This is a genomic window from Frondihabitans sp. GW821-FHT04F02, from assembly GCF_059420045.1.
This window is the reverse complement of record NZ_JBWKSZ010000003.1, coordinates 23,287-38,863: the sequence shown is the minus strand read 5'-3', so window position 1 is coordinate 38,863 and position 15,577 is coordinate 23,287. Positions and strand designations below refer to the sequence as shown.

Below are 15,577 nucleotides of genomic sequence, written 5' to 3'. Positions count from 1 at the left end.
CCCGAATAGACTGGTGCTCATGGCCGAATACATTTACTCGATGGTCCGCGCTCGCAAGACGGTCGGCGACAAGCTGATCCTCGACGATGTGACGATGTCCTTCATCCCCGGCGCGAAGATCGGCGTGGTCGGCCCGAACGGCGCCGGCAAGTCGACGATCCTCAAGATCATGGCGGGCCTCGACACGCCCAGCAACGGCGAGGCGAAGCTGACCCCCGGGTTCACCGTCGGCATCCTCATGCAGGAGCCCGAGCTCGACGAGTCGAAGACGGTGCTCGAGAACGTCCAGGAGGGCGTCGGCCCGATCAAGGGCAAGATCGACCGCTTCAACGAGATCTCGCTGGCCATGGCCGAGCCCGACGCCGACTTCGACGCGCTGCTCGAAGAGATGGGCGGCCTGCAGGAGGAGATCGACGCCGCCGACGCCTGGGACCTCGACTCGCAGCTGGAGCAGGCGATGGACGCCCTCCGCACCCCGCCGGGCGACGCTCAGATCGCGAACCTCTCCGGTGGTGAGAAGCGCCGCGTGGCGCTCTGCAAGCTCCTGCTCCAGAAGCCCGACCTGCTGCTGCTCGACGAGCCCACCAACCACCTCGACGCCGAGAGCGTGCTGTGGCTCGAGCAGCACCTGAGCCAGTACCACGGCGCTGTCCTCGCCGTGACCCACGACCGGTACTTCCTCGACCACGTCGCCGAGTGGATCGCCGAGGTCGACCGCGGACGCCTCTACCCGTACGAGGGCAACTACTCGACCTACCTCGAGAAGAAGGGCGAGCGTCTCAACATCCAGGGCAAGAAAGACGCCAAGCTCGCCAAGCGCCTGTCGTCCGAGCTCGAGTGGGTGCGGAGCAACTCGAAGGGCCGCCAGGCCAAGTCGAAGGCTCGCCTCGCCCGCTACGAAGAGATGGCGACCGAGGCCGAGCGCACCAAGAAGCTCGACTTCGAAGAGATCGTGATCCCCGTGGGTCCGCGCCTCGGCAACCAGGTCATCGACGCCAAGGGCCTCGAGAAGGGCTTCGACGGCCGCGTGCTGATCGATAACCTCTCGTTCACCCTGCCGCGCAACGGCATCGTCGGAGTCATCGGCCCGAACGGTGTCGGCAAGACGACGCTCTTCAAGACCATCACCGGTCTCGAGCCCCTCGACGGCGGCGACCTGAGGGTCGGCGAGACGGTCGACATCTCATACGTCGACCAGAACCGCGGCGGCATCGACCCGAACAAGAACCTCTGGGAGGTCGTCTCGGAGGGCCTCGACTACATCCAGGTCGGCAAGACCGAGATCCCGTCGCGCGCCTACGTCTCGCAGTTCGGCTTCAAGGGCCCCGACCAGCAGAAGAAGGCCGGCGTGCTCTCGGGTGGTGAGCGCAACCGCCTCAACCTGGCGCTCACGCTCAAGCAGGGCGGCAACCTGCTGCTGCTCGACGAGCCCACCAACGACCTCGACGTCGAGACCCTGGGCAGCCTCGAGAACGCGCTGCTCGAGTTCCCCGGCTGCGCCGTGGTCATCACCCACGACCGGTGGTTCCTCGACCGGATCGCCACGCACATCCTCGCCTACGAGGGCACCCCCGAGAAGCCGGCCAACTGGTACTGGTTCGAGGGCAACTTCGAGGCGTACGAGGAGAACAAGGTCGAGCGCCTCGGCGCCGACGCAGCCAAGCCGAGCCGCGTCACCTACCGCAAGCTCACGCGAGACTAGGCGTGGCCCGCCTTCAGGTGCCCACCGTCCTGCGGTGGGGCGACCTCGACGCCTACGGCCACGTCAACAACGCCGAGATGCTGCACCTCCTCGAGGAGGCGCGCATCCAGGCGTTCTGGTCGGCGGGCGAAGAGTCCGGCGACCACGGGGCGACCGCGATCCTCGACTCGAGCCCCGGCACGCAGACGTGGTCGCTGATCGCCCGCCAGGAGGTCGAGTACCTGGCACCGATCGCGTACACGCGCCAGCCGCTCGACATCCAGCTCTGGATCGGCCACATGGGCGGTGCGAGCCTCGAGATCTTCTACGAGGTGTTCTCGCCGGTCGGCGTCGAGCCTCGAGTCCTGCACACCCGTGCGGCCTCGACGCTCGTGCTGGTCGATGCCACGACCCAGCGCCCGCGCCGGATCAACGACGCCGAGCGCGCGGCGTGGTCGCCGTTCGTCGACGAGCCGCTCCAGTTCCGGCGCCGGTAGCTTTCGCTCGCGGTCGTTCTCAAGGACTCCCGCCCTAGACGTCCTCGTGGCGGGCGCAGGAACTCCGCGCCCTCCTTGCCGGGCTGTCACCGACAGGGCGCGATCCTCGCTGGCGCCCTCCCCGTCCTTACCTGAGTGCCGACGGCGGGCGCACGTCGGGCGGCGCACGCGAGCGGCTAGTCGCCCACGCCCTCCGGCACCCGCACCATGCCCTCCTGGGCGACGCTCGCCAGCAGTGTCCCCGACCGGTCGTAGAAGCGGCCGGTCGACAGGCCGCGGCCGCCCTGCGCCGTCGGCGACTCCATCGCGTACAGCAGCCACTCGTCGGCGCGCCCCGACCGGTGCCACCACATGGCGTGGTCGAGGCTGGCTATCTTCATCTCGCGCGTGGCGAGCGGCACTCCGTGGCGGCGCAGGATCGGCTCGAGGATCCCGAGGTCGCTCGCGTAGGCCAGCGCCGCGCGGTGCACGAGCTCGTCGTCGCCGAGCGGACCGACCGTCTTCATCCACAGCGCCTGGTGGGCGACGTGGGCTCCGTCGACACGGAGGAAGATCGGCGACGGCACGTGCCGGATGTCGAACGGGCGGCCGTGGGCCCAGAACTGCGCCGCGGGGTGGGCGATGCCGGCGAGCGAGTCGGCCATCGTCGGCAGCGACTCGGGCTCGGGCAGGCCGGCCGGCGGGTCGATCTGGTGGTCGATGCCGTCGTCGAGGCTCTGGAACGACGCCATCGTCGTCATGATCACGGCGCCGTTCTGCAGGGCCTCGGTGCGCCGTGAGGCGAACGAGCGACCGTCGTGGCTGCGGTCGACCCGGATCGTCACGGGGTGCTCGACCTTGCCTGCGCGCAGGAAGTACGCGTGCAGCGAGTGGGGCAGCCGCGCGCCGTCGACGGTCCGCGCGGCGGCGATCAGAGACTGGGCGAGAACCTGCCCGCCGAAGACGCGGCCGTTCGGCATCCACTGGCTGGGCCCGTCGAAGGTGTCGGGAGCGTCGCCCGGCGTGAGGTCGAAGGCTCGCAGGAGGTCGTCGAGGGGGTCGGTCGGCGTGCCGCCGACAGGCGCGGTGTCGGTCATCAGCGGTAGTTTAGATCGCTCATGAGTACCGACTTCGCACTTCCCGACTCCCTCTCGCTCGACGATCTCCACACCTTCCTCGCGCGGGCCTCCGCTGTCGACGACGGGGCCGTGCGCCTCATCGGCACCGGGGGAGTCCTCGCCGCCTACGTCGGCGTCCTCAGCCCTGCCGGCCTGCTCGACACCAGCCCGACGGTGCTCGGCCTCCGCACCTACGCCCTGGCGGCCGAGTCGACGTTCGATGCCGTCGTGTCGCTGCGGAGCGTCGTCGAGCGCCTGGTGCGTCTGCAGAACGAGATCGTCGACCCGACGGCGCCGGTCGTCGTGCCGCTGCCGCCGTCGGTCATCGCCGCGTCGTGGGCTGCGATCTCTCCGCCCCGGGGCGGATGGACCGCGCAGACCGCGCTCGAGTCGGCCGCCCTCGAGGCCGTCGCCAAGGCGGGCATCGAGGAGGTCGCAGGCGTCCTTCCGGCGGGAACGGGCGAGCAGATCGTGCAGAGGGTGCGGTCGGGCGTGTGGTCGAGGCCCGTCGAGGGTTCCGACGTTCCTGCGGGTGCCGCTTTCGCCGCTTTGACACTCGGGTTCCTCGTCGACGACGAACCCGCGCGGGTCTTCGTCGTCGGAGCGTGGACGCGCCTGAGCACCAGCCGAGGCCACGTGCTCGTCAAGCGGAGGTCGGGCCTGCTCTGACGGGTGTCGGCGGCCCCCGCTACCGTGGGGCCATGGCAGTTCTCCTCACCGGTGCGACCGGGTACATCGGCTCGGCCGTCCTCCGCGCCCTCCGGGCTCGCGATCACGACGTCACCGCCCTCGTGCGGTCCGAGGCGAAGGCCGAGGCCGTCCGAGCGGCGGGTGCGACCACCGTCGTCGGCGACGCTACCGACCTCGACCTCCTCACCCGGCTGGTGCGCGAGAGCACCGGCGTCGTCCACACGGCCGCGACGGGCGACTCGTCGAGTGCCGCCCTCGACGAGTCGCTGGTCGAGATCGTGTCGCGCGAGTTCGCGGAGGACGACCGGCCGTACCTTCACACCGGGGGCGTCTGGGTCTTCGGCGCGGGCGATGACCTCACCGAGTCGAGCCCGATGCGTCCCGAGACCATCTCGGGGTGGCGCATCCCCATCGAGGCGGCCGTTCGCCGGGCCCCGGTCCGCACGACGATCGTGGCCCCGGGTATCGTCTACGGGCACGGCGGCGGCATCCCCGCCGAGTTCGTGAGCGGCGAGGAGGTGCGCCTGCCGGGCGACGGGTCTCAGCGCTGGACTCTCGTGCACGTCGACGACCTCGCCGAGCTCTATGTGCTCGCACTCGAGGCCGCGGCCGACGACGACTACGTCTTCGCCGTGTCAGACGAGCAGTCGACGGTCCGCGAGCTCGCCGAGGCCGCGGCACACGGTCGGCCCGTCATCGACGAGTCCGCAGACGAGTCGAGGGCTCGGCTCGGATCGGCCTACGCGGACGCCCTGCTGGCCGACCAGGTGGCCTCTGCGGCGCACGCCCGAGACGTGCTGGGCTGGCGCCCAGGCAGCCCCCGCCTCGTCGACGAGTTGCGGGCGGGCTACGTCGGCTGACCGACGCCGCTCTCGTGGCCGTGGCCGGGACGAGCTCTATTCGCCGGCCGTGTTGGTCATCGCGTGCGCGGCTCGGTCGAGGTACCCCCAGAGCGTCGCGTCGTCGAGCGGGGACAGCTCGAGCGAGTCGACCGCTGCCCGCATGTGCACGAGCCACCGCTCGCGGGCCAGAGGTGTGATCGGGAACGGCGCATGGCGCATGCGCAGCCGCGGGTGGCCGCGCTCGTCGCTGTAGGTCGTCGGGCCGCCCCAGTACTGCTCCAGGAAGCCGGTGAGACGCTGAATCGCACCCTCGAGATCGTCGGCCGGGTACATCGGCCAGATGACCTCGTCGGTCTGCACGCCCTCGTAGAAGCGACGGACCAGCTTCTCGAACGTGGGCCGACCGCCGACCTTCTGCCAGAAGTTGCCCTGCACGTCGTCGTCGCCGAGTCCGCGGCGGACGGTGATCGGCTGGATGAGGGGGCGGGGGGTCTCGTCGGTCATGCTCGATTGTCTCCCGGACCATCGAACGGCGGAGCCGTCGGGGTGCTCGGTCGACGCGGTGCTCGGCGTGCTCGCGGAACAGTGGGGGCCGGCTGCGTCTCGACCGGGCGGGCGCCCTTGATGCTGTTGGCCTCGTCGAAGCCGCTCAGGATCACGCTCGAGAGCGACGGAAGGCTGATCCCCTCGGCCTCCAGGGCCTTCTTGAGCCGGATCCGGAGCTCGCGAGCCACGTTGTCCCGCTCCGCCGAGCGCGTCCGGACGGCGAGGCGCACGATGACGTGCGAGTCCGAGATCGACTGCATGCCCCAGAGCTCGGGCTTCTCGAGCATGCGGGTCTTCCAGCGCGGCTGGGCCTTCAGGTCGACGGCGGTCTTGAGGATGATCGACTCGACGAGATCGATGTCGGAGTCGTTCGGCACAGCCGTGTCGATGATGGCGCGTGCCCAGCCCTGCGACATGTTGCCGACGCGCAGGATCTCGCCGTTCCGCACGAACCAGAGGGTCCCGTTCACGTCCCGGATCTGCGTGACCCGGATACCGACGGCCTCGACGACTCCGCTGGCAAGCTGCACGTCGACGATGTCGCCGACGCCGAGCTGGTCTTCGAAGACCATGAACAGGCCGCTCAGGAGGTCTTTGACGACGTTCTGGGCGCCGAAGGCCAGGCCGGCCGCTATGACCCCGGCTGCGCTTACCACGCCGACGACGGAGACTCCGATCTCGCTCAGGATGCTCGTGAAGGCGATGAGGATGATGACGACCGACGCGATGTTGTTGAGGACGCTGCCGAGCGTGCGGGTGCGCTGCACCACGCGGACTGCCTTCAGGGGCGAGTCGAGGGCCTGCGTGTCGTCGATGTTCTGCTTTCTCTTGACACCGTTGACGACCTGGTCGACGACCCGCCGGATCACGAAGTGGATGATGATCCGCAGGATGATCGCGCCCACGATGATCCCGGCGACGGTGATGGCGACGCCCCACATGCCCCAAAACGTCGAGGCGTCTTTGGAGAGGTCGGTCGCGGCTGCGAGAGGAAGGGTAACCATTCACCCCATGCTACGAGGCGGCGTTTCGGTGCGGGCTGAACGACGCCGCGGCTGAACGATGCAACGGGTGAACGACGACGGCGGCGCTCCGAAGAGCACCGCCGTCGTCCGTTCGACCGGACCGCCTAGCTGTCGGCGGCCTGGACCTTGAGCGCACGCTCCGTGCCGGCGCGATTCTCGCTGATGATGCGACGGAGAGCCGGCGTCTCGGGGTTCGCGTCGAGCCAGGTCGTTGCCGCCGACTCGAGGGCCTCGTTCGCGAGACCCGCCGGGTAGAGGCCCGACACCAGCGTGTCCGCGATGTGGTAGCTGCGGCTCTCCCAGATGCCGGTGAGCGAGTCGAAGTAGCGGGCTACGAGCGGCTCGAGGATCTCCGGGTCGTTCGTGTGCTGGAAGCCCATCGCGGTGGCGCGCACGATGGCGTTCGGCTGGTCGTCGGAGTCGACGATCGAGGCGAACGCCGCCAGCTTGCCCTCGGTGGTGGGGATGGTCGCGCGGGCGCGTGCAGCGGCCTGAGCGCCGTTGGCGGTGTTGTCGGCAGCCAGCGCGGCGTCGATCTCGGCGGCGCCGGCGCGGCCGACGAGCACGAGGCCCTCGAGGAGCTCCCAGCGCAGGTCGGTGTCGATCGTCAGCTCCGGCAGCGTGACTGTGCCGTCGACGAGGCCCTGGAGGGCGTCGCCGTGAGCGTCGGTCGACGCGATGTTCGCGAAGAACTTCACGAACTGGAACTGGGCGTCGGACCCCGCCTGCGCCGACTGGGCCAGCGCCCACAGTGCGTCGCCCACCGCCGTGATCGTCTCAGCGCGCTTCGACGGTGCGACGTAGCTGCGGGCGGCCTGGGTCAGCTGGGTCAGCGTCGTGCGGATCGTCGTCGACTCGGTCTCGCTGGCGATGTTGGCGAGCACGAGCTTCACGTAGTCGGATGCCGGGCTCTCGGCATCGCGGGTGGCGTCCCACACCGAACCCCAGACGATCGCGCGGGCGAGGGGGTTGTGGATCTTCGCGAGGTGCTCGATGGCGGTCGCGAGCGAGCCCTCGTCGAGGCGGACCTTGGCGTAGGCGAGGTCGTCGTCGTTCGTCAGGACGAGCGCGCCCTTGGGGAGGCCGACCAGCTCGGGCACCTCGGTGCGCTCGCCGTCGACGTCGATCTCGACACGGTGGCTGCGGACGAGGTCGTCGCCCTGCAGGTCGTAGAGGCCGATCGCGAGGCGGTGCGGGCGGATGGTCGGGTAGTCGGCGGCGGCGGTCTGAATCACCGCGAACGAGGTGATGACGCCGTGGGCGTCGGTCTCGATCTCGGGCCGGAGGGTGTTGACGCCGGCGGTCTCGAGCCAGAGCTTCGACCAGGAGGTCAGCTCGCGGCCGCTCGTGACCTCGAGCTCGGCCAGGAGGTCGGAGAGCTCGGTGTTCGAGTGGTGGTGCTTCTTGAAGTATGCGGCGACGCCGGCGTAGAAGGCGTCGATGCCGACCCAGGCGACGAGCTGCTTGAGCACCGAGCCGCCCTTGGCGTAGGTGATGCCGTCGAAGTTGACCTGGACGTCCTCGAGGTCGTTGATCGTGGCGACGACGGGGTGGGTCGACGGCAGCTGATCCTGGCGGTAGGCCCAGCTCTTCTCCATGGCCTGGAACGTGGTCCACGCCTCGGTCCACTCGGTCGCCTCGGCCGTCGAGATCGTCGACGCCCACTCGGCGAACGACTCGTTGAGCCAGAGGTCGTTCCACCACTTCATCGTGACGAGGTCGCCGAACCACATGTGCGCGAGCTCATGCAGGATCGTGACGACGCGACGCTCCTTGATGGCGTCGGTGACCTTGCTGCGGAAGACGTAGGTCTCGGTGAAGGTGACCGCGCCAGCGTTCTCCATGGCGCCCGCGTTGAACTCGGGGACGAAGAGCTGGTCGTACTTGTCGAAGGGGTACGGGTAGTCGAACTTCTCCTCGTAGTAGGCGAAGCCCTGGCGGGTCTTCTCGAAGATGTAGTCGGCGTCCATGTACTCGGAGAGCGACTTGCGCGTGAAGATGCCGAGGGGGATCTCGCGGCCGTCCGACGAGGTCAGCGACGAGCGGACGACGTCGTACGGGCCGGCGACGATCGCGGTGATGTAGCTCGACATGACGGCGGTGGGCTCGAAGGCCCACGTGGCGACCTCTCCGTCGACGGTCGGCTCGGGCGTGATCGAGTTGGACACCATCTGCCACCGCGCCGGCGCGGTGATCGTGAACTGGAACGTCGCCTTGAGGTCGGGCTGCTCGAAGACCGCGAAGACGCGCCGGCTGTCCGGCACCTCGAACTGCGAGTAGAGGTACACCTCGCCGTCGACCGGGTCGACGAAGCGGTGCAGGCCCTCGCCGGTGTTGGTGTACTCGGCGTCGGCGACGACGGTGAGCACGTTCGACGAGGCGAGGCCGTCGAGCTGGATGCGGATGCCGTCGCTGACCGCGGCGGGGTCGAGCTCGGTGCCGTTGAGCGTCACCGAGTGGACGGTGCGTGTGAACGCGTCGATGAAGGTCGAGGCGCCCTCGGTCGCGGTGAACGCGACCGTGGTCGTGCTGCCGAAGACCTCGTCGCCGCGGGTGAGGTCGAGGTCGACCAGGTAGGACGACACGTCCAGAATGCTCTTGCGCTCCTGCGCCTCGATACGGGTGAGATTCTCTCCAGGCACGGCAGTGCTCCATCCATCGTCGGTTGTGTGCGTTGCGGGCTCGTGGCCCTCGACAACCCTACTGGTGAGCGGGAATCGGCGTCCCCGAGAGCACCTCGGCGACGGTCGTGATCTCGATGAGCGGAGCGTAGAGGGCCATCACCTCGAGAGCACGCCGGTGGTCGGTCTCGGTGGCGCCGGCGCACGCGTCGGCGGCGATGCGCACGCGCACGCCGGAGTCGGCGGCGGCCAGGGCCGTCGAGAGGACGCAGCAGTCGGTGGAGACGCCGCACAGGACGATCTCCGTCGTGTCACCGAGGGCCGCGGCCGTCTCGGCGTCCCACTTGCCGAACGTCGAGCGGGTGATCACGGTCGCGTCGCGCACCGGGAAGTCGGGCATCAGCTCGTAGAGCGGATCGGAGTCGGGGACCAGCGCGAACGGCCAGTCCTCGTAGTACGGCACCCACGCGCCGGCCGGCGTCTCCGGCGCGACGAAGCGGGTCAAGGCCACCCTCGACCCGAACGCCTCGCGGAGCCGCGCGGCGCCGGCGCTCGCCGAGGCGAAGTCGGGCGTGAACCAGTCGCTGCCCGGCTGGCCGAAGATCCGCTGCATGTCGACGACGACGAGCCAGGGCGCGACCTCGCCGCTCACGCGAGGTTCTCCTGGCGGCGCACGGTGCGACGGGTGAAGAGGAGCGTGCCGACGTATCCGATGGCGAGGGCGGCGAGCACCCCGAGGTTGGCGCCGCTCCAGTCGGTGCGGAACGCGCCCTTCTCAGGCCCGAGCAGATAGCCCTGCCAGCCGAGCCAGCCGGCGTAGAAGCTGTTGTCGACGAGGCCCCAGCCGATCATCGTGCCGACGACGATGAGCGCGATGGTCGGCCACTGCACGCTGCCGTAGCGGCCCTTGGCGTCGAACAGGTCGGCCGTCGAGTAGTCGGTGCGGCGCAGCTGGATGTCGGCGAGGAAGATGCCCGCCCACGCGGCGATCGGGACGCCGAGCGTGATCAGGAAGCCCTGGAACGGGCCGATGAAGGAGGTCGCGAAGAAGGCCACGTAGATCGTGCCCGCGATCATCACGACGCCGTCTACAGTCGCGGCCGCGTAGCGCGGGATCGTCACTCCCATGTTCAGGAACGAGAAGCCCGACGAGTAGATGTTCATGACAGACCCGCCGACGAGCCCGAGGACTGCGACGACGGCGAAGGGGACCAGGAACCACTTCGGCACGACTGTCACGAGGGCCCCGATGGGGTTGTCGTTGATGGCGCCGAGGAGGTCGGTCGAGCTGCCGGCCAGGAAGAGACCGAAGACGAAGAGGATGATCGGCGCGAGGGCGGCGCCGAACGTGGTCCACCAGACGACGCCGGCGCTGGAGGACGACCGCGGGAGGTAGCGCGAGTAGTCGGCCGCCGCATTGACCCAGCCCAGGCCGAAGCCCGTCATCATGAAGACGAATCCGCCGATGACCGAGGGCAGCGGGCCGCTCGGGAGAGCGGCCACCGCCGCGAAGTCGACCCGCTGCAGCGTCAGGATCACGAAGACGACGGTGAGCACAGCCGTAGCCAGGGTGATCCATTTCTGCAGCCGCATGATGAAGTCGAAGCCGAGGATGCCGGCGACCACGACCAGGGCCGCGATCACGACGAGGGCGACGATCTTCGTCGGGACACCCGCCGCGAAGCCGAGCTCGGTGAAGATGGTCTCCGTCGCCAGCACGGCCAGCGAGGTGAGCGCCGTCTCCCAGCCGACCGTGAGCACCCAGGAGATGACGGACGGGACCCGGTTGCCGCGGACGCCGAAGGGCGCCCGACCCAGGGTCATCGTCGGTGCGTTGCCGCGCTTGCCGGCCAGCGCGATCAGGCCGCAGAACAGGAACGAGATGGCGATGCCGAGGACTCCCACGACGATCGCCTGCCAGAAGGACACGGCGAAGTTGAGCAGGTAGGCGCCGTAGCCGATCCCCAGGACCGAGATGTTGGCCGCGAACCACGGCCAGAACAGCTGCCGCGGCGTGCCCTTGCGCTCGGACTCGTCGATGGCGTTGACGCCGTTCGCCTCCACGCCGCGCGGTGAGGCGTCGGGGGTCGCTTCTTTGATGGACACAGGCACTCTTCTCGACGCGGGGCGGGGGTCTTAGGCTCAACCTATGACCGACACCGTAGCTTCCACCACCGTCACCCCCGTCGACTTCTGGTTCGATCCGTCGTGCCCCTGGGCGTGGATGACCAGCCGCTGGATGGACGAGGTCGCCGCCCACCGCGACCTGGCCGTCACCTTCCACGTGATGAGCCTCGGCATCCTGAATGAGGACAACGAGGGAATGGACCCCGCCAACCTCGCGAAGCTGATCCGCTACACGCGCGTCGTCACCGCGGCCACCGAGCTGCACGGCCAGGCCGTCGTCAAGCCGCTCTACGACGCGCTCGGCACGCGCATCCACGTCGAGGGCCGCAAGGACGACCAGGACGCCGTCATCGCGGAGGCGCTCGCCGAGGCGGGACTGCCGGCCGAGCTGGCAGCGTTCGCGGACACGGACGAGTACGACGCAGCCATGCGCGCCAGTCACGTGGACGGCATCGACCGCGTCGGGCAGGACGTCGGCACGCCGGTCATCGCCGTCAACGGAACCGCGTTCTTCGGCCCGGTCATCTCTCCCGCCCCCAAGGGCGAGATCGCGCTGACCCTCTGGGACGGCGTCGTCGCCGCGGCCTCGTACCCCGGCTTCTTCGAGCTCAAGCGCTCCCGGACCGTCGGCCCCATCTTCGATTAGGCGAGGCGCTCGGCGGGGGCTCGACGGCCATACACTGACGGTCATGCGCATCCACGTTGCGACCGATCACGCCGGCCTCGAATTCGCCCAGACACTCATCGCCCACCTCGCCGAGCAGGGCCACGAGGTCACCGACCACGGCCCCGAGACGTACGAGCCCCTCGACGATTACCCGTCGTTCTGCATCGCCGCGGCCCGTGCCGTCGTCAGCGACCAGAGCGAGGGGCTCGAGAGCCTGGGCGTCGTCTTCGGCGGCTCCGGCAACGGAGAGCAGATCGCCGCGAACAAGGTCGAGGGCGTCCGGGCGGCACTCGCGTGGAACATGTCCACCGCCCAGCTGGCCCGCCAGCACAACGACGCGAACGTCGTCGCGATCGGCGCGCGCCAGCACAGCGAAGACGAGGCGATCGCCCTGATCGACGAGTTCATCAAGACGCCGTTCTCGTTCGAGGAGCGCCACGAGCGCCGCATCGCCCAGCTCGCCGAGTACGAGACCACGGGCGCCATCAAGGGCCACCCCGTCGACTGGGTCACGCCGACCCAGACCCCAGCCGCCGACTGAACGGCGCCCTCCCTGAACGGTCGTGTCGGCGGCCCCGGGTAGCCTCGGAGAGTGCCTGAAGGTCATTCCGTCCACCGCATCGCCAACCAGTTCCGAGCGAGTTTCGTCGGCGAGCCCGTCGCCGTGTCGAGCCCCCAGGGGCGCTTCGCGGCGGGTGCCGCCGTGCTCGACGGCCGGGTGATGGTCGACGCCGTCGCAGTCGGCAAGCAGATGTTCCTCGAGTTCGAGGGCCGAAAGTTCCTGCAGGTGCATCTGGGGCTGTACGGCTCGTGGGACTTCGCGGGCGACTTCTCGACCGACCCGACCATCCAGAGCGCGTCGGGGCGGATGGGTCAGACCAATCAGCGCGGTACCGACCTGACCGACGAGGCGGGGGAGGACAGCTGGAAGAGCATCGGCGCCCCGCGCAAGGCCCGCATGGTGCGCGTCGGCAAGCCGCTGAGTGCGGCGCGGCTGCGGATCTCCGAGCAGGAGACACCCGAAGGCGACATCGACCTCGAGGCGTTCCCTCCCGAGCCCGTCGGCGCGGTGCGGGTGAGGATCCTCGCCGAGACCGTCGTGGCCGACCTCCGGGGGCCGACGAAGTGCGAGGTGCGGACGGCCGAGGAGGTCGACGAGATCATCGCGAAGCTCGGCCCCGACCCGCTGGTCGACTCGCCGAAGAAGGGGTCCGACCGCTTCTTCGAGCGGGTGCACAAGACCAAGACGATGATCGGGCTCCTGCTGATGGACCAGTCGGTGGTCAGCGGCATCGGCAACGTCTACCGGGCCGAGATGCTGTTCCGTGCACGGCTCAACCCGCACACGCCCGGTGTCGACGTGCCCGAAGAGACGGTGCGCGCCCTCTGGAAAGACTGGACGAAGCTGCTCAAGAGCGGCGTCAAGCTCGGCCAGATGATGACCATGGACGGCTTGAGCAAGAAGCAGTACGCCCAGGCGATGGCCAAGCGCGACGACCGGCACTGGGTCTACCACCGCGAGGGGCTGCCCTGCCGGGTGTGCGGCACGAACATCCTGATGGAGGAGCCCGCCGGGCGGAAGCTCTACTGGTGCCCCGTCTGCCAGGCTTAGCTGCATGCGCCACACCCCTCACTTCATCATCGACGACGCCGACGAGGTCAAGCGCCTCATCCGCGAGAACCCGTGGGCGACGATCGTCTCGAACACGGCCACCGGCCTCGTCGCCTCGCACTACCCGGTGGTGCTCGAAGAGACCGATGACGACACGATCAGCCTGGTCAGCCACGTGGGCCGTCCCGACGAGCAGCTGCACGAGCTGGGGCAGCACGAGATCCTCGTCATCGTCCAGGGTCCGCACGGCTACATCTCGCCCAGCTGGGCTCTGTCGGCCGGGATAACGTCGGGCGGGATCGTTCCGACCTGGAACCACGTCACGGCCCACCTCTACGGCACCCCCGAGATCCTCGACGACGCCGAGAACTTCCGCGTGCTCGGCGAGCTGGTCGACCACTTCGAGCAGCGCCTCGAGACGCCGGTGTCGCTGGAGCTCGACGAAGAGGGCTCCCGCCGCGTCGCCAAGGGCACCGTCGGCATCCGCCTGCGCGTGACCCGGTTCGACGCGCGCGCCAAGCTCAGCCAGAACAAGGCGCCCGAGGTCGTCGACCGCATCGTGTCCGAACTCGAGGGCGACGGCCCCTACGCGCATCCGGGGCTCGCCGCTGAGATGCGTCGGGCCCGCGAATGAGCGACCTCCTCCTTGCGAACGCGCGGATGGTGGGCCGCGACGGAACGCCGACAGACGTCTTGATCGAAGACGGCCTCGTCTCGGCCATCGCACCCGCGATCGCACCCGGCGACCGGGAGGTCGTCGATCTCGACGGCCGCTTCGTCGCCCCCGGCCTCTGGGACAACCATGTGCACATGGAGCAGTGGGCGCTCGTCCGCCAGCGCCTCGACGTGTCGGCCGCCTCGTCCGCCGCCGAGACCGTGGCGCTCGTGAAGGCGCGCATCCGCGAAGACCGCCCGGCCGACCGCGACCTGCTGGTCGGCTACGGCTTCCGCGACGCCCTCTGGAGCGACGCTCCCACCGCCGAGATGCTCGACGCGGCCGGAGCGTTCCCGGTCGCGCTGGTGAGCGCCGACCTGCACGCCGTCTGGCTGAACCGGGCGGGGCTGGCGCTGGTCGGCCAGCCCGACCACGCGACGGGGCTGCTGCGCGAGCAGGCCGCCTTCGACGCGTCGGGCGTCATCACGGCGATCGACAGCTCGCGCATGGACGAGTGGGTCGGCGAAGCGGCGGCGGCGGCGGCCGCCCGCGGGGTCGTCGGCGTGGTCGACCTCGAGATGACCCTCTCGATCGACGCCTGGGCCGAGAGAGTGGGCGCAGGAACCCGCGCCCTCCGCGTCCGGCCCGGCGTCTACCCCGCAGACCTCGACGCCGTGATCGCCCGGCGCCTGCGCACGGGCGACGTCATCCCGGGCACCGAGGGCCTGGTGACCATGGGCCCGGCCAAGATCATCACCGACGGCTCGCTCAACACCCGCACGGCCTACTGCCACGACCCGTACCCGGTCGGCGGCGGCGTGGGGATCCCGTCGTTCTCCGTCGACGAGCTGACCGGCCTGATGGGCCGGGCCCACGAGCACGGCCTCGACCTGGCGGTGCACGCCATCGGCGACCGCGCGAACACCGTCGCCCTCGACGCCTTCGCCGCCGTCGGCTGCCGCGGGTCGATCGAGCACGCCCAGCTGCTGCGTCCCGCCGACGTGGCGCGGTTCGCCGCCCTCGGCATCGTGGCGAGCGTGCAGCCCGAGCACGCGATGGACGACCGCGATATCGCCGAGGTGTACTGGGCCGGCCGCACCGGCCGGGCGTTCGTGCTCGACTCGCTCGTGGCGGCGGGGGTGCCGCTGCGGCTGGGATCGGACGCCCCGGTCGCGCCCCTCGACCCCTGGGTCGCGATGGCGGCCGCGGTGACGCGGGCCCGCGACGGCCGCGAGCCGTGGCACCCCGAGCAGCGCCTGACCCCGGCGGTGGCACTCGCGTCGTCGACCGACGGGCGCGAGTCCGTCGTGGCCGGCAGCCTCGCCGACCTGGTCGTGCTCGACGCCGACCCGCTGGCGGGCGATCCCGAGGCCCTCCGCACGATGCCCGTGGCGGCGACGCTGCTCGGCGGGCGGTTCACGCACCGCGCCCTGTAGCCGGCGCGCCATCCGGACGGCCGACCGATCTCGGCGGTCCGGGGCGGGGTCGATCTCGGCCCTCCGTTGCGGGGCCGATCT

The 15,577-nt window shown here is 69.8% G+C and carries 15 protein-coding genes; 9 read left to right on the top strand and 6 right to left on the bottom strand.

Features of this window, described 5'->3' with window-relative positions; translation table 11 throughout:
- Window positions 1–19 precede the first annotated feature (19 nt).
- Entirely contained in the window at window positions 20–1,702 is a 1,683-nt protein-coding gene (gene ettA / locus AC07TY_RS08805; RefSeq protein WP_494785078.1) for an energy-dependent translational throttle protein EttA, read from the top strand.
- A 2-nt stretch (window positions 1,703–1,704) separates the two neighbouring features.
- The gene (locus AC07TY_RS08800; RefSeq protein WP_123506099.1) at window positions 1,705–2,178 is read left to right on the top strand and encodes an acyl-CoA thioesterase; all 474 of its coding nucleotides are present in this window, start codon (window positions 1,705–1,707) and stop codon (window positions 2,176–2,178) included.
- Between the two features lie 176 nt (window positions 2,179–2,354).
- On the opposite strand, the gene AC07TY_RS08795 is transcribed toward AC07TY_RS08800, so the two are convergent.
- On the bottom strand, window positions 2,355–3,254 hold the full coding sequence (locus AC07TY_RS08795; RefSeq protein ID WP_494785077.1) for an acyl-CoA thioesterase: 900 nt from the start codon (window positions 3,252–3,254) through the stop codon (window positions 2,355–2,357).
- Window positions 3,255–3,275: 21 nt separating this feature from the next.
- On the opposite strand from AC07TY_RS08795, the gene AC07TY_RS08790 reads away from it, so the two are divergent.
- Window positions 3,276–3,944 carry a DUF8185 domain-containing protein gene (locus tag AC07TY_RS08790; RefSeq protein WP_494785076.1) on the top strand — a complete coding sequence of 223 codons (669 nt, stop codon included), beginning with the start codon at window positions 3,276–3,278 and terminating at the stop codon, window positions 3,942–3,944.
- A gap of 32 nt (window positions 3,945–3,976) precedes the next feature.
- Entirely contained in the window at window positions 3,977–4,825 is an 849-nt protein-coding gene (locus AC07TY_RS08785) for an NAD-dependent epimerase/dehydratase family protein (protein WP_494785075.1), read from the top strand.
- Window positions 4,826–4,861: 36 nt separating this feature from the next.
- Here the strand turns inward: AC07TY_RS08785 and AC07TY_RS08780 are convergent, their stop codons facing one another.
- From AC07TY_RS08780 to AC07TY_RS08760, 5 genes are all read right to left on the bottom strand, one after another.
- The gene (locus tag AC07TY_RS08780) at window positions 4,862–5,311 is read right to left on the bottom strand and encodes a globin (protein ID WP_494785074.1); all 450 of its coding nucleotides are present in this window, start codon (window positions 5,309–5,311) and stop codon (window positions 4,862–4,864) included.
- On the bottom strand, window positions 5,308–6,357 hold the full coding sequence (locus AC07TY_RS08775; RefSeq protein WP_494785073.1) for a mechanosensitive ion channel family protein: 1,050 nt from the start codon (window positions 6,355–6,357) through the stop codon (window positions 5,308–5,310). Before AC07TY_RS08775 ends, AC07TY_RS08780 begins: the two co-directional genes overlap by 4 nt.
- Window positions 6,358–6,482: 125 nt before the next feature.
- Window positions 6,483–9,020, bottom strand: coding sequence for an aminopeptidase N (gene pepN, locus AC07TY_RS08770; protein WP_494785072.1), 2,538 nt, complete (start codon window positions 9,018–9,020; stop codon window positions 6,483–6,485).
- Between the two features lie 58 nt (window positions 9,021–9,078).
- Entirely contained in the window at window positions 9,079–9,651 is a 573-nt protein-coding gene (locus AC07TY_RS08765) for a cysteine hydrolase family protein (RefSeq protein WP_494785071.1), read from the bottom strand.
- Window positions 9,648–11,105 (bottom strand): purine-cytosine permease family protein, encoded by a 1,458-nt coding sequence (locus AC07TY_RS08760; protein WP_370454085.1) that lies wholly within the window; start codon window positions 11,103–11,105, stop codon window positions 9,648–9,650. Before AC07TY_RS08760 ends, AC07TY_RS08765 begins: the two co-directional genes overlap by 4 nt.
- 43 nt (window positions 11,106–11,148) lie before the next feature.
- Between AC07TY_RS08760 and AC07TY_RS08755 the strand changes: the two genes are divergently transcribed.
- The 5 genes from AC07TY_RS08755 to AC07TY_RS08735 are packed head-to-tail and all read left to right on the top strand — an operon-like array spanning window position 11,149 to window position 15,496.
- On the top strand, window positions 11,149–11,772 hold the full coding sequence (locus AC07TY_RS08755; RefSeq protein ID WP_488625847.1) for a mycothiol-dependent nitroreductase Rv2466c family protein: 624 nt from the start codon (window positions 11,149–11,151) through the stop codon (window positions 11,770–11,772).
- A 43-nt stretch (window positions 11,773–11,815) separates the two neighbouring features.
- The gene (locus AC07TY_RS08750) at window positions 11,816–12,334 is read left to right on the top strand and encodes a ribose-5-phosphate isomerase (RefSeq protein WP_123506092.1); all 519 of its coding nucleotides are present in this window, start codon (window positions 11,816–11,818) and stop codon (window positions 12,332–12,334) included.
- A gap of 51 nt (window positions 12,335–12,385) precedes the next feature.
- Entirely contained in the window at window positions 12,386–13,405 is a 1,020-nt protein-coding gene (locus tag AC07TY_RS08745; protein WP_494785070.1) for an Fpg/Nei family DNA glycosylase, read from the top strand.
- A gap of 4 nt (window positions 13,406–13,409) precedes the next feature.
- Window positions 13,410–14,039, top strand: coding sequence for an FMN-binding negative transcriptional regulator (locus AC07TY_RS08740; RefSeq protein ID WP_494785069.1), 630 nt, complete (start codon window positions 13,410–13,412; stop codon window positions 14,037–14,039).
- Entirely contained in the window at window positions 14,036–15,496 is a 1,461-nt protein-coding gene (locus AC07TY_RS08735; protein ID WP_494785068.1) for an amidohydrolase, read from the top strand. Before AC07TY_RS08740 ends, AC07TY_RS08735 begins: the two co-directional genes overlap by 4 nt.
- The last annotated feature ends 81 nt before the right edge of the window (window positions 15,497–15,577 follow it).